Source organism: Methyloversatilis discipulorum, assembly GCF_000527135.1.
Lineage (GTDB): Bacteria > Pseudomonadota > Gammaproteobacteria > Burkholderiales > Rhodocyclaceae > Methyloversatilis > Methyloversatilis discipulorum.
Genome location: NZ_AZUP01000001.1, coordinates 2,710,824 through 2,725,055 on the forward strand (window position 1 = coordinate 2,710,824; position 14,232 = coordinate 2,725,055).

Below are 14,232 nucleotides of genomic sequence, written 5' to 3' on the forward strand. Positions count from 1 at the left end.
CAGTGCGACGTCAGCGCGCACCGACGCCGTCGCGCGCCGCCAGCTTGGCGGTGATGTAGTCGGCGTGCGGAATGTAGAGCAGGTCGGCCACCTTCTTCATCACGTGCGCCTCGTGCGCGTGCAGGTGGCCGTCGGCATAGGCCACCTGCCACATCAGCTCGATCACACGCAGCTTGCGTGCGGCGTCGAAGGCGCGGTTCAGCTGACCGGTGAAGCGCTGGTAGTCGTAGGCCTCGGCCGCCGCGGTGGTGGCCAGTTCGATCAGCCGTTCGATCTCGTCGTCGGCCAACGCGAACTTGTCGCGCAGCGCCCGCATCGCGGCGGCGCGCTCGTCGTCGCCAATGTCCGGGTCGGCGCGCATCACTTCGACCAGCAGCACGGCGGTGGCCAGCTGCAATTGGTGTTCGTTGGCGACCGGATCGGCTGCCGGTGCGGCGAAGCTGTCGAACAGGTCTTTCAGGGTACGGAACATCCATTCATCCTCGTTCGGGCCGGCGCAGGTCGCCGGCCGTGTTATGCAGAGTGTGCATCGGTCTGCGTGTTCCCGCCCGCGCCGTATCGGACGTCGGACGATCACGCCGGCAGTTGCGCAAACTCGCTTGCCAGATGATCGACCAGCCCGCGTACCGCCGGCAGCAGGCCGCGGCGCGACGGGAACACGACGTGGGCGATGCCGCAGCGTGGCGCCCAGTTCGGCAGTACGTCGATCAGACGGCCGCTGGCGAGGTCGTCGCGCACCATCATGGTCGGCAGCTGGGCGACGCCGACGCCGTGCAGCGCCGCGCTGCGCAAGGCGGCCAGATCGTCGGTCACCAGTCGCGGCGCGTGGCGCACCTGCGCGCTGGCGCCGTCCGGGCCTTCCAGCATCCACGCGTGGTCGCGCTGCGCCGGCCCCCAGGCCACGCTGGGCAGTGTTGCGAGATCGGCCGGCACGCGCACCTCGCCCAGCGGCGTGATCAGGTCCGGGTGGGCGACCAGGCGCTGCAGACTGTCGCCCAGCACCTTCATCACGAGGTCGGTGTCCTCCAGCGGCGGAAAGCGCACGCGGATCGCCAGGTCGAAACCTTCACGGATCACGTCGACGCGCCGGTTGGTGCTCTCCAGGTGAATCTGCACGCGCGGACAGGCTGCCATGTAGCGGCTCAGCATGTCGGCCACCTGGTATTCGAGCAGCGCGGTCGGACAGGCCAGCCGTACGATGCCCTGCGGCTCGGCGCGCGTGCGCTCGACCGCCTCCTGCGCCGCCTCGGCTTCGACCAGCATGGCGACGCAGTGGCCGTAATAAGCCTGGCCGATCTCGGTCACCGCGAAACGGCGAGTCGAGCGCTGGATCAGCCGCACGCCCAGATTCTCTTCCAGCAGCGCGATGCGCCGGCTGAGCTTGGACTTGTGCATGTCCAGCGCGCGCGCGGCAGGCGCGAAGCCGCCGTGCTCGACCACGCGGGCAAAGAAGTAGAGGTCGTTCAGGTCCTGCATCTCAGTTGCCACACCGCCCCCATCGTTCCATCAATAGAACACTGAATAGCGATTTTGCCGTCTAGTGCGTCGATTGTCGCGAATCTAGTATTCACCCCAACGCAGCACGGTTCAGACGGAACGGTGCGAACGAACAGGAGAAACGCCATGAAAAAGATTGCAGGTCTGTACAGCGCCCCTCGCCAGCACTGGGTTGGCGACGGCTTTCCGGTGCGTTCGCTGTTTTCCTACGATTCGATGGGCCGCCACGTCAGCCCCTTCCTGCTGCTGGACTATGCCGGCCCGGCGAACTTCGAGCCGTCGGACACGCCGCGCGGCGTCGGCCGCCACCCGCACCGTGGCTTCGAAACGGTCACCATCGTCTATGACGGGGAAGTCGCCCACCAGGACTCGACCGGCGCCGGCGGCGTCATCGGCCCGGGCGACGTGCAGTGGATGACCGCCGGTGCGGGCATCATCCACGAGGAATTCCATTCGCCGGACTTCACCCGCCGCGGCGGCCCGCTGGAAATGGTGCAGCTGTGGGTGAACCTGCCGGCGCGCGACAAGCGTGCAGCGCCCGGCTACCAGCATCTGGCGAAGACCGACATTCCGGTGGTCGACCTGCCGGGCGGCGCCGGACATCTGCGCGTCATCGCCGGCGAATACGCTGGGCGCAGTGGGCCGGCCCGCACCTTCACGCCGGTCGATGTGTGGGACCTGAAGCTGAAGGCCGGTGCCGACCTCGAACTGACGGTGCCGGAGGGCCATACGCTGGCGCTGGTGGTACTGCACGGTCTGATCCACGCCAACGGCAGCCAGCCGGTGCGCGAGGCGCAGATGGCGCTCTACCATCGCGAAGGCAGCCGTTTCTCGATCGCCGCCGAAACCGACGCCACCGTGCTGCTGCTGGCCGGCGAACCGATAGACGAACCGATCGCCGGCTACGGCCCCTTCGTGATGAACACGAAGGACGAAATCCGCGAGGCGATCGACGACTTCAGGTCGTCCGAATCGCGCTTTCTTGCGGTGCGTTGATCGTGAGCCCCGTGCGATCAAGGCGTACGCCGCCGCTGAGACTGGCTGTCTCTGCAAGAAGTACAACGCAGAGCGCAGGGGGCTCACGGTCAACCCGTTGGGCGGCGATCAGCATGCTCGCATGGCTGCGTTGCACCTCCTCGACGGACAGCCAGTCCGTCAGCGTCGGCGCGCCTTGCCCTGCGAGCATGCTGATTGCCGCGCACCGTAAGAAAGCGCAATTCGGACGACCTCGCGGGCGTTTCGAAGCCGCGACCACCTGATCCGTTTCACCCCCTGCGCGCACCGGGGCGCGCAGGGATCACTCCGCCGGGCGCCACAAAGGCCAAAGCCACCCACTCGGCACCCAACCTCAACTGCAAGGAGAATTGCCATGACCACGAAGACCTACAAGAAGCTGAACAAGGACGACGCCGTGATGCTGCTGGTGGACCACCAGGCAGGCCTGCTGTCGCTGGTGCGCGACATCGATCCGGACAAATTCCGCAACAACGTGCTGGCCACCGCCGATCTGGCCAAGTACTTCAAGCTGCCCGCCATCCTGACCACCAGCTTCGAACAGGGCCCGAACGGCCCGCTGATGCCGGAGCTGAAGGAACTGTTCCCGGACGCGCCCTACGTCGCCCGCCCCGGCCAGATCAATGCCTGGGACAACGAGGACTTCGTCAAGGCGATCAAGGCCACCGGCCGCAAGCAGCTCATCATCGCCGGCGTGGTGACCGAAGTGTGCGTCGCCTTCCCGGCCCTGTCGGCGATCGAAGAAGGGTTCGACGTGTTCGTCGTGACCGACGCCTCCGGCACCTTCAACGACATCGCCCGCCATTCGGCCTGGGACCGCATGTCGCAGGCCGGCGCGCAGCTGATCAACTGGTTCGGCGTGGCGTGCGAACTGCACCGCGACTGGCGCAACGACGTTGAAGGCCTGGCCACGCTGCTGTCCAACCACATCCCGGACTACCGCAACCTGATCACCAGCTACAACGCGCTGAAGGGCTGAAGCCCGAAGGAAGGAGGGCGGGTCGTCCGGAAGGATGACCTGCCATCGTCATGTCCGGCGATATCATCGGCACGCCCTGACTCGCCCGATACTCGCCGCCCATGTTCATCGCCCATGCCCCATCGGGCTATCTTCTTGCCACGCATTTCGTCGAGCGTGCGCGTTCGCTGCCCGTCCGGGCAAGCCTCGCCGTGGCGGCCGGCGTGATCGGCGGTCTCGCACCGGACTTCGACATGCTGTGGTTCTACCTGGTCGATGCGCGGCAAACCCACCATCACAAGTACATCAGCCACTGGCCTGTCCTGTGGCTGTCGCTGCTGATGCTTGCGCTGCTGTGGCGACAGGTGAGGCCATCGAGCGCCAGCGCCGTCGTGCTCGGTCTCTTTGCCGCGGGCGGCCTGCTGCACATGGTGCTGGACAGCGTGGTCGGCGACATCTGGTGGTTCGCGCCCTTCGTCGACCGCCCGTTCGCGCTGTTCACCGTGCCCGCGCTGTACAAGCCCTGGTGGCTCAACTTCTTCCTGCACTGGTCGTTCGCGCTCGAACTGGCGATCTGCGCCTGGGCGCTCGCCACCTGGCGGCGCCGCCAGCGCGCACGGCCGATTCGTGGCGTGCGCTGATCGGGCTCGCAGCCACCCGCAAGGGTCTCGGTTCAGCTCCGGAACTGCGCCGCCACGAAAGCCCAGACCATCCGTGATGCATCGGGCCCGAGCGGGTCGCTGAAGGGCATTTGCGCAGCACCGCCGCTCCACGCATGCGCCAGCCCGTGGACCTGAACCAGCCGCGACACGATGCGCCCGGCGCGGCGGAAGTCGGTCACCGTCATCGCGTGGCGCTGGCCGCGCTGCACGCTGCGAGGCGGCCGGGCGCGAGCGCCCAGGCCTTCGGCCCACTGCTGCGCGGCGGCGTGGGCGTTCTGCAGCGCCACCACCCTGTCGGCATCGCCGTGGATGACCAGCAGCGGCGGCCAGCCGCTTTCCACTTCCAGCGGCGTCGCCTCCAGCGGTTTCGTCGCGCGACGGCCGTGCATCGCGCCGAGCGCGGACAGGGTCGAATGAGCGGTACCCGGCGGCACGCCCGAGTGCATCACGACGGCACGAAAGCGCGCCGGGTGGCGGGTTGCCAGCAGCGCCGCCATGCTGGCGCCGGCCGACAGACCGGCGATCGCCACCCGCGTCGGGTCCGCGGAGTGCAGCAGGCAGACCTGGTCGATCATCTTCATGATCAGCGCCGCCTCGCCGCCGGCGCGACCTGCGGTCGAGTCGAACCAGTTCCAGCACCCTTGCGCATTGGCCAGCCTGTCCTGTTCCGGGTAGAGCACCATGAAGTGCTCGCGCAGCGCCACCTTGTTCATCCGCGTACTGCGGGCAAAGGTGTTCGCGTCCTGCGCGCAGCCATGCAGCATCACCATCAACGGAAGCCGCTCGCCGATCGCGACGCCCGGCGGACGGTAAAGCCTGAAGCGGCGGGCGCCAGCGAGACCGCTGGCAATGCCGAGCGTCCACGCGCCGTCACCCGGCGGCGGCGCGCGGCGGTCGCGCACCGGCTTCATGGCCTGCCCCAGCGCGCGGGCGCCCGACTTCACCGCGCTGCGGGTGAAGGCCAGCAGACTGCGTTCGAGGCTTTTCGCCAGGACGGACTTGCGACTGCGTCTTTTCATCCGCCCGATTATGCGGCCGCCGGGTGTCACGCCAATGATGACGAACTTCTGTCACCGAAATGCTGCTGCGCCTTGAGCTGCGGCGTCTCCGGACGCTGCCGCCGGAAGAGGATTGAGTACCGCGAGGCGATGGGAGGACAATTCCAGCCGGCTTGTCACAAGGGCGGGAGCCCGCGCGTCTTCGACGCGTATCCACTTCCGTTGCGGCTTCTGCACATGACCTTGACCACCCACACCTTCGACCAGCACCGCCGGCGCCTGACCGGCATCGCCTACCGCATGCTCGGCTCGCGCGCCGACGCCGACGACGTGCTGCAGGACGCCTGGCTGCGCTGGCACGAGTCGGCGCCGGCCGATCTGCGTTCCGCCGAAGCCTGGCTGGTGACCACGGTGACCCGGCTCAGCATCGACCGTCTGCGCGCGCGCAAGGCCGAAGCCGCGCACTACGTCGGCCCCTGGCTGCCGGAACCGCTGGCCGAGCACGACCCGATCACCCCTGAATGGCAGCTGGAACGGGCCAGCGACCTGTCCTTCGCCTTCATCGCGGTACTCGAACGCCTGAGCCCGGACGAGCGCGCCGCCTTCCTGCTGCGCGAAGTGTTCGACTACGACTACCCTGAGGTTGCGCAGGCGCTGGACAAGAGCGAGGCGGCCTGCCGCCAGCTGGTGCATCGTGCGAAGACGCGGGTGGGTGAACAGCAGCCACGCTTCACCGTCGACCGCGAGGCCCATCTGCGCGTGCTGCGCCGTTTCATGGCCGCCGCCCAGTCGGGCAAGCGCGACGACATCGAAAGCCTGCTGGCGGACGACGCGATCGCCGTATCCGACGGCGGCGGCAAGACCTGGGCAACGCTCAAGCCGCTGCACGGCGCTTCGCGCATCGCCTGGCTCTACTACGCCGTTGCACGCAATCAGGACATCGCACTCGAATGGCGCGAAGGCGTGGTCAACGGCGAACCGGCCATCCTGCGCTATCGCAACGGCGTGCTGCACTCGACGCTGTCCATCGTGACCGACGGCGAACGCGTGCTCGCCATGTACGGCGTGTTGAACCCGGACAAGCTGGGCAGCTTCCACATCGACTGACGCAGGCGGCTGTCACACCGGGCTGCCGCTCGTCGTCTTGTCCATGAGCGCATCGATTCCGCTGCGCACCCACGTGGAGAAGACCTCATGCACGGCCTGCGACTGCCCTACTTCCGCCTGGCACCGGAAGCCTACAAAACCCTGTACGCACTGTCCGACCAGATCGGCCGCGGCGCGCTCGACAAGAAGCTGGTCGAGCTGGTCTATCTGCGCGTGTCGCAGATGAACGGCTGCGCCTTCTGCCTGGACATGCACGCCACCGCGCTGCGCGGTCTCGGCGAGAATGCGCAGCGCATGGACGTCGTTGCCGGCTGGCGCGAATGCAGCTTCTTCAGCGAGGCCGAACGCGCCGCGCTGGACTGGGCGGAAACGCTCACCCGCATCGGCGAAGGCGCCCCCGAAGACGCGCAGTTCGACGCACTGAAACAGCATTTCAGCGACGCTCAGATCTCCGAACTGACCTTCGCCGTCGCCACCATCAACGCGTGGAACCGCATCGCCGTGTCGATGCAACAGCCGATCGAACGGAGGGCGTCATGATGCGCCGTGCACCATTGCTCGCGGCGCTGCTGTCGCTGGCCTTCGTCACCACGCCTGCCCCCGCGCACGAAGCCGGTCACGGCGGCGGCGTTGTGCAGCGGCTCAGTCAGCCGCTCAAGCCGGGCCTGGACGAAGGCGTGCTGCTGGTGGTCACGCTGGCACCGGGCGAAGCCAGCCCGCCGCATCGTCACCAGGCGCATGCATTCGTCTACATGCTGGAGGGAGAAGTGCTGATGCAGGTCGCAGGCGGACCCGAGCGCCGACTCAAGCCGGGCGACGTATTCGAGGAGAAACCGGACGACATCCACACGCAGGCGCGCAACCTCAGCAGCACGGCGCCCGCCCGCTTCGCCGTGTTCATGGTGAAGAAGCAGGGCGTGCCGGTGGTGCTGCCAGCGAACTGAGCGACCGCCGTTCCGCGGCGCGCCGCGGAACGCAGTCTGCTATCGTCCCGACGCTCCGACATCACGGCAGGTCTCATGAGCGTCATCACCGTCTATCACAACCCGAAATGCAGCAACTCGCGCGGCGCGCTTGAGCTGATACGCGAACGCGGCTTCGAGCCCCAGGTCGTCGAGTACCTGAAAACCCCGCTGTCGGCCGATGCGCTGCGCGCGCTGGTCGCCGCCTGCGGCGTGCCGGTGCGCGAACTGATGCGCAGCAAGGAAGCTGTTTTCGGCGAACTGGGCCTCGATGACCCGACGCTCGACGACGACACGCTGATCGCTGCAATGGTCGAACACCCGGTGCTGCTGAACCGGCCCATCGTCGCCACCCCGCTGGGTACCCGGCTGTGCCGGCCACCTGAACGGGTGCTCGACATCCTGCCTGCGCGATGAGAAAGACCGGGCCGAACAAGGCCGAAACCGATCTGATGCCGCCGTTCGACGGGTTGACGCTGGAGCGCATCGTCATTCCCGACACGGCGGAAGCCGTCGCCGCCGCAGTCGCCGAAATCCGCGCCGCCGGCGAAGCCGGCTTCGACACCGAATCGAAGCCGACCTTCAAACCGGGTGAAGTGAGCAGCGGGCCGCACCTCGTGCAGTTCGCGCTGCCCGACCGCGCCTTCCTGTTCCAGATGCACGACAGCGCCAGTCGCGATGCGGCGTCCCTGCTGCTGGAGGATCCGGCGGTTCTGAAGATCGGCTTCGGCCTCAGCGCCGACCGCAGCCAGATCCACGCGAAACTCGGCGCCACGCTGCAGGCGGTACTCGACCTCGACCACCTGTTCCGCCGTCGCGGCTACAACAACTCGCTGGGGGCGCGCGCCGCCGTCGGCCTGGTGCTGGACCGCAATTTCCGCAAGTCGAAATCGGTGACCACCACCAACTGGTCGCTGCCGCGCCTCAGCGATGCGCAGAAGCTCTATGCCGCCAACGACGCCTACGCGGCGCTGCGCGTATACCTCGCGCTCACGCTGACGCCGCAGGAAAGACAGGCGCTGCTGCCGGAGCGCTGAGCGGGTCTTGTCGCGGTCGGAAGAGCGCTCCTGCAAAGCCCCCCGCCCGGCACGGACCGCAAGTCTGGCGCTTCCCCCTGTGTGAGCGGCCGTGGCCGCGACACAGCCACTGCAGTCCTCAGGCTTCGACACAGGCCGCAGTCGGGGGTCAGAAGACCCCTCCCACACAAACCCGGCTCGGGCCACCGATCCCGAGTCTGGCGCTCCCCCTGTGGGAGCGACCTCCGGTCGCGATGCGGCCTCGGCGGACCGCAGGCTCCGGCACTGGTCACTGTCGGGGCCGGAAGGCCCCTGCCACAGAAACCCGAGAAGCTTGTCTGTGCTGCGCCTCAGCCAAGCACGCGGGTCATGTAGCAGGCATCTTCGCCATAGCTGGCCAGCGCCTGCACAGGCACAGTCCCAAGCGCCGGTCGATAGCCGCGCTGCACCCAGTAGCCGGCGGCATCGCCGACCGCGACCAGGGCGGCGCAGCGAAGTCCGCGGCATACCGCCGCATCGTGCGCCGCCTCGTACAGCGCGGCCGCCACGCCGCTGCCGCGGGCCGACCTAGCCACTGCACAGTCGTGCAGATACCAGCGCGTCGCCGGCACCGGCAGCGCGGCAAGTTCGGTGTCCAGCGCCGGTGGCTTGCCGTCGTGCCACGGATGCGACACCAGATAGCCGAGCAGATCGCCGGCCGCTGACTGCGCCACCAGGCAAAGATCCGGCGCCAGGCTCATGCGGTTCAGATAGACCGCGGCGCGCTCGGGCGCGAAGGCCGCATCGGCATAGGCGATTGCCTGCAGCGCGAGTACGGCGTCGACATCGCCGGCGCGCATGGTGCGGATGATCGGATGCATCAGTGCTGCAAAGCCTCAGAAAGTGAAATGCGCGTCGGCACCTTGGGGCATGGTGACACCTGCGCGCCGTGTCACGACGCCGCGCGCAGTTCGGCACGCTGACCGGCCGCGAGACCACGTCCCATCTCGCGCAGGTCGACGCCGATCGGGTGCTGGCTCACGCGCAGGTCGAACTCCGGCAGGATGGCCAGCAGGTGGTCGAAGATGTCGGACTGTATGCCCTCGTACTCCGCCCAGGCGGTGGTGCGGGTGAAACAGTAGATCTCCAGCGGCAGGCCGTCCGGCGTCGGCGCGAGCTGACGCACCAGCAAGGTCATGTCGCGGTGTATGCCGGGATGTGCGCACAGCATGCGCTCGACGTAGGCGCGGAAACAGCCGATGTTGGTGACGCGCCGGTGGTTGACCGGCGCCTTGCCACGCGCTTCGAGCTGACGGTTCCAGTCGTCGATCTCGCGCTGCTTCTCGCCCAGGTAGTCCTCGAGCAGCGCAAAGCGCGCCAGGCCGCGTCGCTCGTCATCCGACAGGAAGCGCACGCTCTGCTGGTCGAGCAGCAGACTGCGCTTGATGCGGCGGCCGCCGGCCTCCTGCATGCCGCGCCAGTTCTTGAACGGGTCGGTAATGAAGCGCTTGGTCGGGATCGTGGTGATGGTCTTGTCCCAGTTCTGCACCTTCACCGTGTGCAGCGCGATGTCGATCACGTCGCCGTCGGCGTTGAGCTGCGGCATTTCGACCCAGTCGCCGACGCGCACGATGTCGTTCGACGAGATCTGCACACTGGCCACCAGCGACAGCAGCGTGTCCTGGAACACCAGCATCAGCACGGCCGCCATCGCGCCGAGACCGGACAGCAGGATGAGCGGCGAGCGGTCGATCAGCGCTGCCACCATCAGGATGGCGGCGACCGCGTACAGCAATATTTTCACCACCTGGATATAGCCCTTGATCGGCTTCAGGTGGGCACCGGGCCGCCGCTCGTACAGCGCGTTCAGCCAGCTGAGCAGCGCACCGATCGCGAGCGCGACGGTGAGCACCATGAAGGCGCCGGCGACGTTCTGCACCACGGTGACCGCGGTCGGCGGCATGTCGGGCAGCAGCGCGATGCCGTTGTGCACGATCAGCGCCGGCACGACATTGGACAGGCGGCGCACGACCGTGTCATCGAAAGCCGTCTGCCCCTCGGCCACCGGCAGCATGCGCAGCGCGCGCGACAGGAGGCGCAGCAGTACCTTCTTGACCACCCAGTTGGCCACCCAGGCCAGCAGCGCGATCAGCGCGATGCCGATCAGCGCGCGCAGCTCCGGCGGGTAATGGTCGAAGGCCTCCATGAGCTCGAGGTAGCTCGTCATTGTTGTCTCCCTGTGAATGGCCGATGGCGGCGGCGCCGCGAAGACGCGCCGGCTCTGTCGGCATGCTGGACCGACAGCCGCCCACGGCAGGGGTTCCGCAAGGCGGGGGCTGGCCCCGCCCGCGTCAGATCACCGGCGCCAGCCAGCGCTTCATGATGGGCTCGGGCATACCCTTGCGCGCGGCCAGATCGGCCACCTGATCGGCACCGACCTTGGTGATCGCGAAGTACTGCGCGTCCGGGTGGGCGAGGTAGAAGCCGCTCACCGCCGCCGTCGGCAGCATGGCGTAGCTCTCGGTCAGCGACACGCCGATCGCGGCTTCCGCGTCGAGCAGACGGAACAGCTCGCCCTTCTCGGTGTGGTCCGGGCAGGCCGGATAACCGGGCGCCGGACGGATGCCGCGGTACTTCTCGGCGATCAGTGCGGCGTTGTCGAGCTGTTCGTCGCGCGCATAGCCCCAGTCCTCGCGCCGCACCCTGGCGTGCAGGTACTCGGCGAAAGCTTCGGCCAGACGGTCTGCCAGCGCCTTCAGCATGATGCTGCTGTAGTCGTCGTGCGTCTTCTCGAACTCGGCCAGCTTCGTCTCGATGCCGATGCCGGCAGTCACCACGAAAGCACCCGCCCAGTCGGCCACGCCACTGGCACGGGGCGCAACGAAATCGGACAGGCAGTAGTGCGGCTTGCCGGCCGGGCGCTCGTGCTGCTGGCGCAGGTTGTGCCAGGTCATCGCGGTGTTCAGGCGCGTTTCGTCGGCATAGAACTCGATGTCGTCGCCGCGGCTGTTGGCCGGCCAGATGCCATACACGGCGCGCGCAGTGAGCCACTTGCCATCGATCACCTGCTGCAGCATGGCCTGCGCGTCGGCGAGCAGCTTGCGCGCCTCCTCGCCGACGATTTCGTCGTCGAGAATGGCCGGGTAGGGGCCCGACAGTTCCCAGGTCTGGAAGAAGGGGCCCCAGTCGATGTAATCGACCAGCGCCGCGAGGTCCTGGTCCTCGATCACCTGACGGCCGATGTGCGCCGGCTTCTCGGGAATGACTTCGCTGCCCCAGCCGCAGCAGTAGGCGTTGTCGCGCGCGTCGTTCAGCGACACCAGCTTCTGCCCCTTCTTGGCGGCGTGCTGTTCGCGGATCTTTGCGTAGTCGGCCGCCACTTCTTCGGCATAGGCCGCGCGCTGATCCTTCGACAGCAGGCTGGTCGCCACGCCGACCGCGCGCGAGGCGTCCGGAACGTACACCACCGGCGACGCGTAATGCGGCGCGATCTTGATCGCGGTGTGCGCACGCGAGGTGGTGGCGCCGCCGATCAGCAGCGGAATGTCGAAGCCCTCGCGCGTCATTTCCGACGCGACGTGGCTCATTTCTTCCAGCGAGGGCGTGATCAGGCCTGACAGACCGATGATGTCGGCCTTCTGTTCGCGCGCGGTCTGCAGGATGCGGTCGCACGACACCATGACGCCGAGATCGATCACGTCATAGCCGTTGCAGCCGAGCACCACGCCGACGATGTTCTTGCCGATGTCGTGCACGTCACCCTTCACCGTGGCCATGACGACGCGGCCCTTGGTTTCGCCGACCTTCTTCGACGCCTCGATATAGGGCTGCAGATGGGCCACCGCCTGCTTCATCACGCGCGCCGACTTCACCACCTGCGGCAGAAACATCTTGCCGGCGCCGAACAGGTCGCCGACGTGGTTCATGCCGGCCATCAGCGGACCTTCGATCACCGCCAGCGGCGGCTTGCCCTCGGCTTCCAGCCGCGCGCGCACCTCTTCGGTGTCCTCGACGACGAATTCGGTGATGCCCTTGACCAGCGCGTGCTCGAGTCGTTTCTCGACCGGCCATTCGCGCCAGGCCAGATCCTGCGTCGATTCCTTGGCCTGTCCCTTCACCGTGATCGCGAACTCGACCAGCGCGTCGCCGGCACCGGGGTGGCGGTTCAGCACCACGTCCTCGACCTTGTCGCGCAGCGGCTGCGGGATGTCTTCGTACACGCCGAGCTGGCCGGCGTTCACGATGCCCATCGACAGGCCGTTGCGGATCGCGTGGTACAGGAACACGGTGTGGATGGCCTCGCGCACCGGGTCGTTGCCGCGGAAGGAGAAGCTCACGTTGGACACGCCGCCCGAAGTCTTCGCGTACGGCAGATTCTTGTGTATCCAGCCCACCGCTTCGATGTAATCGACCGCGTAGTTGTCGTGCTCGGCGATGCCGGTGGCGATCGCGAAGATGTTCGGATCGAAGATGATGTCTTCCGGCGGGAAGCCCACCTGTTCGGTCAGCAGCGTGTAGGCGCGCTGGCAGATTTCCGTCTTGCGCTGATAGGTGTCGGCCTGGCCCTTCTCGTCGAAAGCCATCACGATGACCGCCGCGCCGTAGCGGCGTGCGAGCTTCGCCTGGCGCAGGAATTCGGCCTCGCCTTCCTTCATCGAGATCGAGTTGATGACGCCCTTGCCCTGGATGCACTTCAGGCCGGCTTCGATCACGCTCCACTTCGACGAGTCGAGCATGATGGGCACGCGCGAAATGTCCGGCTCGGAGGCGATGAGCTTGAGGAAGCGCTCCATCGCGGCGACCGAATCCAGCATTGCCTCGTCCATATTGATGTCGATGACCTGGGCGCCGTTCTCGACCTGCTGGCGGGCCACCGCCAGCGCGTCGTCGAAGCGCGATTCCAGAATCATTTTCGCGAAGGCGCGCGAGCCGGTCACGTTGGTGCGCTCGCCAACGTTCACGAACAGCGAGTCGGCGCCGACATTGAACGCTTCCAGCCCGGACAGGCGCAGCTTGCGCTCGATCTCCGGCACTGCACGCGGCGGCATGCCTTCCATCGCCTCGGCGAAGGCGCGGATGTGGTCGGGCGTGGTGCCGCAACAGCCGCCGACGATGTTCAGGAAGCCGGACTGCGCCCATTCGCGCAGGTGATTCACCATGTCGGCCGGCGTTTCGTCGTACTCGCCGAAGGCGTTCGGCAGGCCGGCGTTCGGGTGGGCGGACACGTGGGTATCGGCCAGATGCGCCAGTTCCTCGACGTGCTGGCGCATGTCCTTCGGACCGAGCGCGCAGTTGAAGCCGAAGGAGATCGGATTGGCGTGGCGCAGCGAATTCCAGAACGCCTCGGCGGTCTGGCCGGACAAGGTGCGGCCGGAGGCGTCGGTGATGGTGCCGGAAATCATGACCGGCCAGCGGCGGCCGACCTCGTCGAAGAACTTCTCGACCGCGAACACCGCCGCCTTCGCGTTCAGCGTGTCGAACACCGTCTCGATCAGCAGCAGGTCGGCGCCGCCTTCGGTCAGGCCGCGCGCGGCGGCGACGTAGTCATCGACCAGCTGGTCGAAGCTCACGTTGCGGAAGCCCGGATCGTTCACGTCCGGCGACAGCGAACAGGTGCGCGAAGTCGGGCCGAGCACGCCGGCGACGAAGCGCGGCTTGTCCGGGTTCTTCGCGGTGTACTCGTCGCAGGCCTCGCGCGCGATGCGCGCACCTTCGACGTTCAGCTCGTGCACGATGGCTTCCAGGCCGTACTCGGCCTGCGAAATCACCGTCGCGTTGAAGGTATTGGTTTCGATGATGTCCGCGCCGGCCTCGAGGTAGGCCGCGTGGATGCCACGGATCACGTCCGGCCGCGTCAGCAGCAGCAGGTCGTTGTTGCCCTTGAGGTCCTTCGGGTGATCGGCGAAGCGCGTGCCGCGGTAGTCAGCCTCGACCAGCCGGTGCTTCTGCACCATGGTGCCCATCGCGCCATCCAGAATCAGGATGCGGCGGGCCATCAGGGCCTTGAGCTGTTCGGTGCAGTCTGGACGAATCATCGGT

14 protein-coding genes are annotated in these 14,232 nt (G+C 67.3%); 8 read left to right on the top strand and 6 right to left on the bottom strand.

What is annotated here, in order from left to right; all coding sequences use genetic code 11:
- Positions 1-10 precede the first annotated feature (10 nt).
- On the bottom strand, positions 11-472 hold the full coding sequence (locus METFAM1_RS0112625) for a tellurite resistance TerB family protein (RefSeq protein ID WP_019915661.1): 462 nt from the start codon (positions 470-472) through the stop codon (positions 11-13).
- A 101-nt stretch (positions 473-573) separates the two neighbouring features.
- Positions 574-1,476, bottom strand: a complete 903-nt coding sequence (locus METFAM1_RS0112630) for a LysR family transcriptional regulator (RefSeq protein WP_019915662.1) — start codon at positions 1,474-1,476, stop codon at positions 574-576.
- A gap of 147 nt (positions 1,477-1,623) precedes the next feature.
- On the opposite strand from METFAM1_RS0112630, the gene METFAM1_RS0112635 reads away from it, so the two are divergent.
- From METFAM1_RS0112635 to METFAM1_RS0112645, 3 genes are all read left to right on the top strand, one after another.
- On the top strand, positions 1,624-2,493 hold the full coding sequence (locus tag METFAM1_RS0112635) for a pirin family protein (protein ID WP_019915663.1): 870 nt from the start codon (positions 1,624-1,626) through the stop codon (positions 2,491-2,493).
- Positions 2,494-2,866: 373 nt separating this feature from the next.
- The gene (gene ycaC, locus METFAM1_RS0112640) at positions 2,867-3,490 is read left to right on the top strand and encodes an isochorismate family cysteine hydrolase YcaC (RefSeq protein ID WP_019915665.1); all 624 of its coding nucleotides are present in this window, start codon (positions 2,867-2,869) and stop codon (positions 3,488-3,490) included.
- A gap of 101 nt (positions 3,491-3,591) precedes the next feature.
- Positions 3,592-4,110: a metal-dependent hydrolase gene (locus METFAM1_RS0112645; protein ID WP_019915666.1), complete on the top strand. Its 519-nt coding sequence runs from the start codon at positions 3,592-3,594 to the stop codon at positions 4,108-4,110.
- Positions 4,111-4,142: 32 nt separating this feature from the next.
- On the opposite strand, the gene METFAM1_RS0112650 is transcribed toward METFAM1_RS0112645, so the two are convergent.
- Entirely contained in the window at positions 4,143-5,150 is a 1,008-nt protein-coding gene (locus METFAM1_RS0112650; protein ID WP_019915667.1) for an extracellular catalytic domain type 1 short-chain-length polyhydroxyalkanoate depolymerase, read from the bottom strand.
- A gap of 216 nt (positions 5,151-5,366) precedes the next feature.
- Here METFAM1_RS0112650 and sigJ point away from each other — a divergent pair, with 216 nt between their 5' ends.
- The 5 genes from sigJ (at position 5,367) to METFAM1_RS0112675 (ending at position 8,235) form a co-directional block, all read left to right on the top strand.
- Complete coding sequence (gene sigJ, locus METFAM1_RS0112655; RefSeq protein ID WP_019915668.1) at positions 5,367-6,236, top strand: RNA polymerase sigma factor SigJ; 870 nt, start codon at positions 5,367-5,369, stop codon at positions 6,234-6,236.
- A gap of 87 nt (positions 6,237-6,323) precedes the next feature.
- A complete protein-coding gene (locus tag METFAM1_RS0112660) occupies positions 6,324-6,776 on the top strand; it encodes a carboxymuconolactone decarboxylase family protein (protein WP_019915669.1) in 453 nt (150 codons plus the stop codon).
- Positions 6,773-7,180 carry a cupin domain-containing protein gene (locus tag METFAM1_RS0112665; protein ID WP_019915670.1) on the top strand — a complete coding sequence of 136 codons (408 nt, stop codon included), beginning with the start codon at positions 6,773-6,775 and terminating at the stop codon, positions 7,178-7,180. The genes METFAM1_RS0112660 and METFAM1_RS0112665 overlap by 4 nt, the downstream gene beginning before the upstream one ends.
- A 75-nt stretch (positions 7,181-7,255) precedes the next feature.
- On the top strand, positions 7,256-7,615 hold the full coding sequence (arsC, locus tag METFAM1_RS0112670; protein ID WP_019915671.1) for an arsenate reductase (glutaredoxin): 360 nt from the start codon (positions 7,256-7,258) through the stop codon (positions 7,613-7,615).
- Positions 7,612-8,235, top strand: coding sequence for a 3'-5' exonuclease (locus METFAM1_RS0112675; protein ID WP_019915672.1), 624 nt, complete (start codon positions 7,612-7,614; stop codon positions 8,233-8,235). The genes arsC and METFAM1_RS0112675 overlap by 4 nt, the downstream gene beginning before the upstream one ends.
- 329 nt (positions 8,236-8,564) lie before the next feature.
- On the opposite strand, the gene METFAM1_RS0112680 is transcribed toward METFAM1_RS0112675, so the two are convergent.
- From METFAM1_RS0112680 to metH, 3 genes are all read right to left on the bottom strand, one after another.
- On the bottom strand, positions 8,565-9,074 hold the full coding sequence (locus METFAM1_RS0112680; RefSeq protein WP_019915673.1) for a GNAT family N-acetyltransferase: 510 nt from the start codon (positions 9,072-9,074) through the stop codon (positions 8,565-8,567).
- A 71-nt stretch (positions 9,075-9,145) separates the two neighbouring features.
- On the bottom strand, positions 9,146-10,420 hold the full coding sequence (locus METFAM1_RS0112685) for a mechanosensitive ion channel family protein (RefSeq protein ID WP_019915674.1): 1,275 nt from the start codon (positions 10,418-10,420) through the stop codon (positions 9,146-9,148).
- 124 nt (positions 10,421-10,544) lie between these two features.
- A complete protein-coding gene (metH, locus tag METFAM1_RS0112690; RefSeq protein ID WP_019915675.1) occupies positions 10,545-14,228 on the bottom strand; it encodes a methionine synthase in 3,684 nt (1,227 codons plus the stop codon).
- Positions 14,229-14,232 lie beyond the last annotated feature (4 nt).

Coding starts and splice junctions, on each gene's coding strand:
- METFAM1_RS0112625 (WP_019915661.1), bottom strand. CDS start 472: ATGTTCCGTACCCTGAAAGACCTGTTCGACAGCTTCGCCGCACCGGCA.
- METFAM1_RS0112630 (WP_019915662.1), bottom strand. CDS start 1,476: ATGCAGGACCTGAACGACCTCTACTTCTTTGCCCGCGTGGTCGAGCAC.
- METFAM1_RS0112635 (WP_019915663.1), top strand. CDS start 1,624: ATGAAAAAGATTGCAGGTCTGTACAGCGCCCCTCGCCAGCACTGGGTT.
- ycaC (WP_019915665.1), top strand. CDS start 2,867: ATGACCACGAAGACCTACAAGAAGCTGAACAAGGACGACGCCGTGATG.
- METFAM1_RS0112645 (WP_019915666.1), top strand. CDS start 3,592: ATGTTCATCGCCCATGCCCCATCGGGCTATCTTCTTGCCACGCATTTC.
- METFAM1_RS0112650 (WP_019915667.1), bottom strand. CDS start 5,150: ATGAAAAGACGCAGTCGCAAGTCCGTCCTGGCGAAAAGCCTCGAACGC.
- sigJ (WP_019915668.1), top strand. CDS start 5,367: ATGACCTTGACCACCCACACCTTCGACCAGCACCGCCGGCGCCTGACC.
- METFAM1_RS0112660 (WP_019915669.1), top strand. CDS start 6,324: ATGCACGGCCTGCGACTGCCCTACTTCCGCCTGGCACCGGAAGCCTAC.
- METFAM1_RS0112665 (WP_019915670.1), top strand. CDS start 6,773: ATGATGCGCCGTGCACCATTGCTCGCGGCGCTGCTGTCGCTGGCCTTC.
- arsC (WP_019915671.1), top strand. CDS start 7,256: ATGAGCGTCATCACCGTCTATCACAACCCGAAATGCAGCAACTCGCGC.
- METFAM1_RS0112675 (WP_019915672.1), top strand. CDS start 7,612: ATGAGAAAGACCGGGCCGAACAAGGCCGAAACCGATCTGATGCCGCCG.
- METFAM1_RS0112680 (WP_019915673.1), bottom strand. CDS start 9,074: ATGCATCCGATCATCCGCACCATGCGCGCCGGCGATGTCGACGCCGTA.
- METFAM1_RS0112685 (WP_019915674.1), bottom strand. CDS start 10,420: ATGACGAGCTACCTCGAGCTCATGGAGGCCTTCGACCATTACCCGCCG.
- metH (WP_019915675.1), bottom strand. CDS start 14,228: ATGATTCGTCCAGACTGCACCGAACAGCTCAAGGCCCTGATGGCCCGC.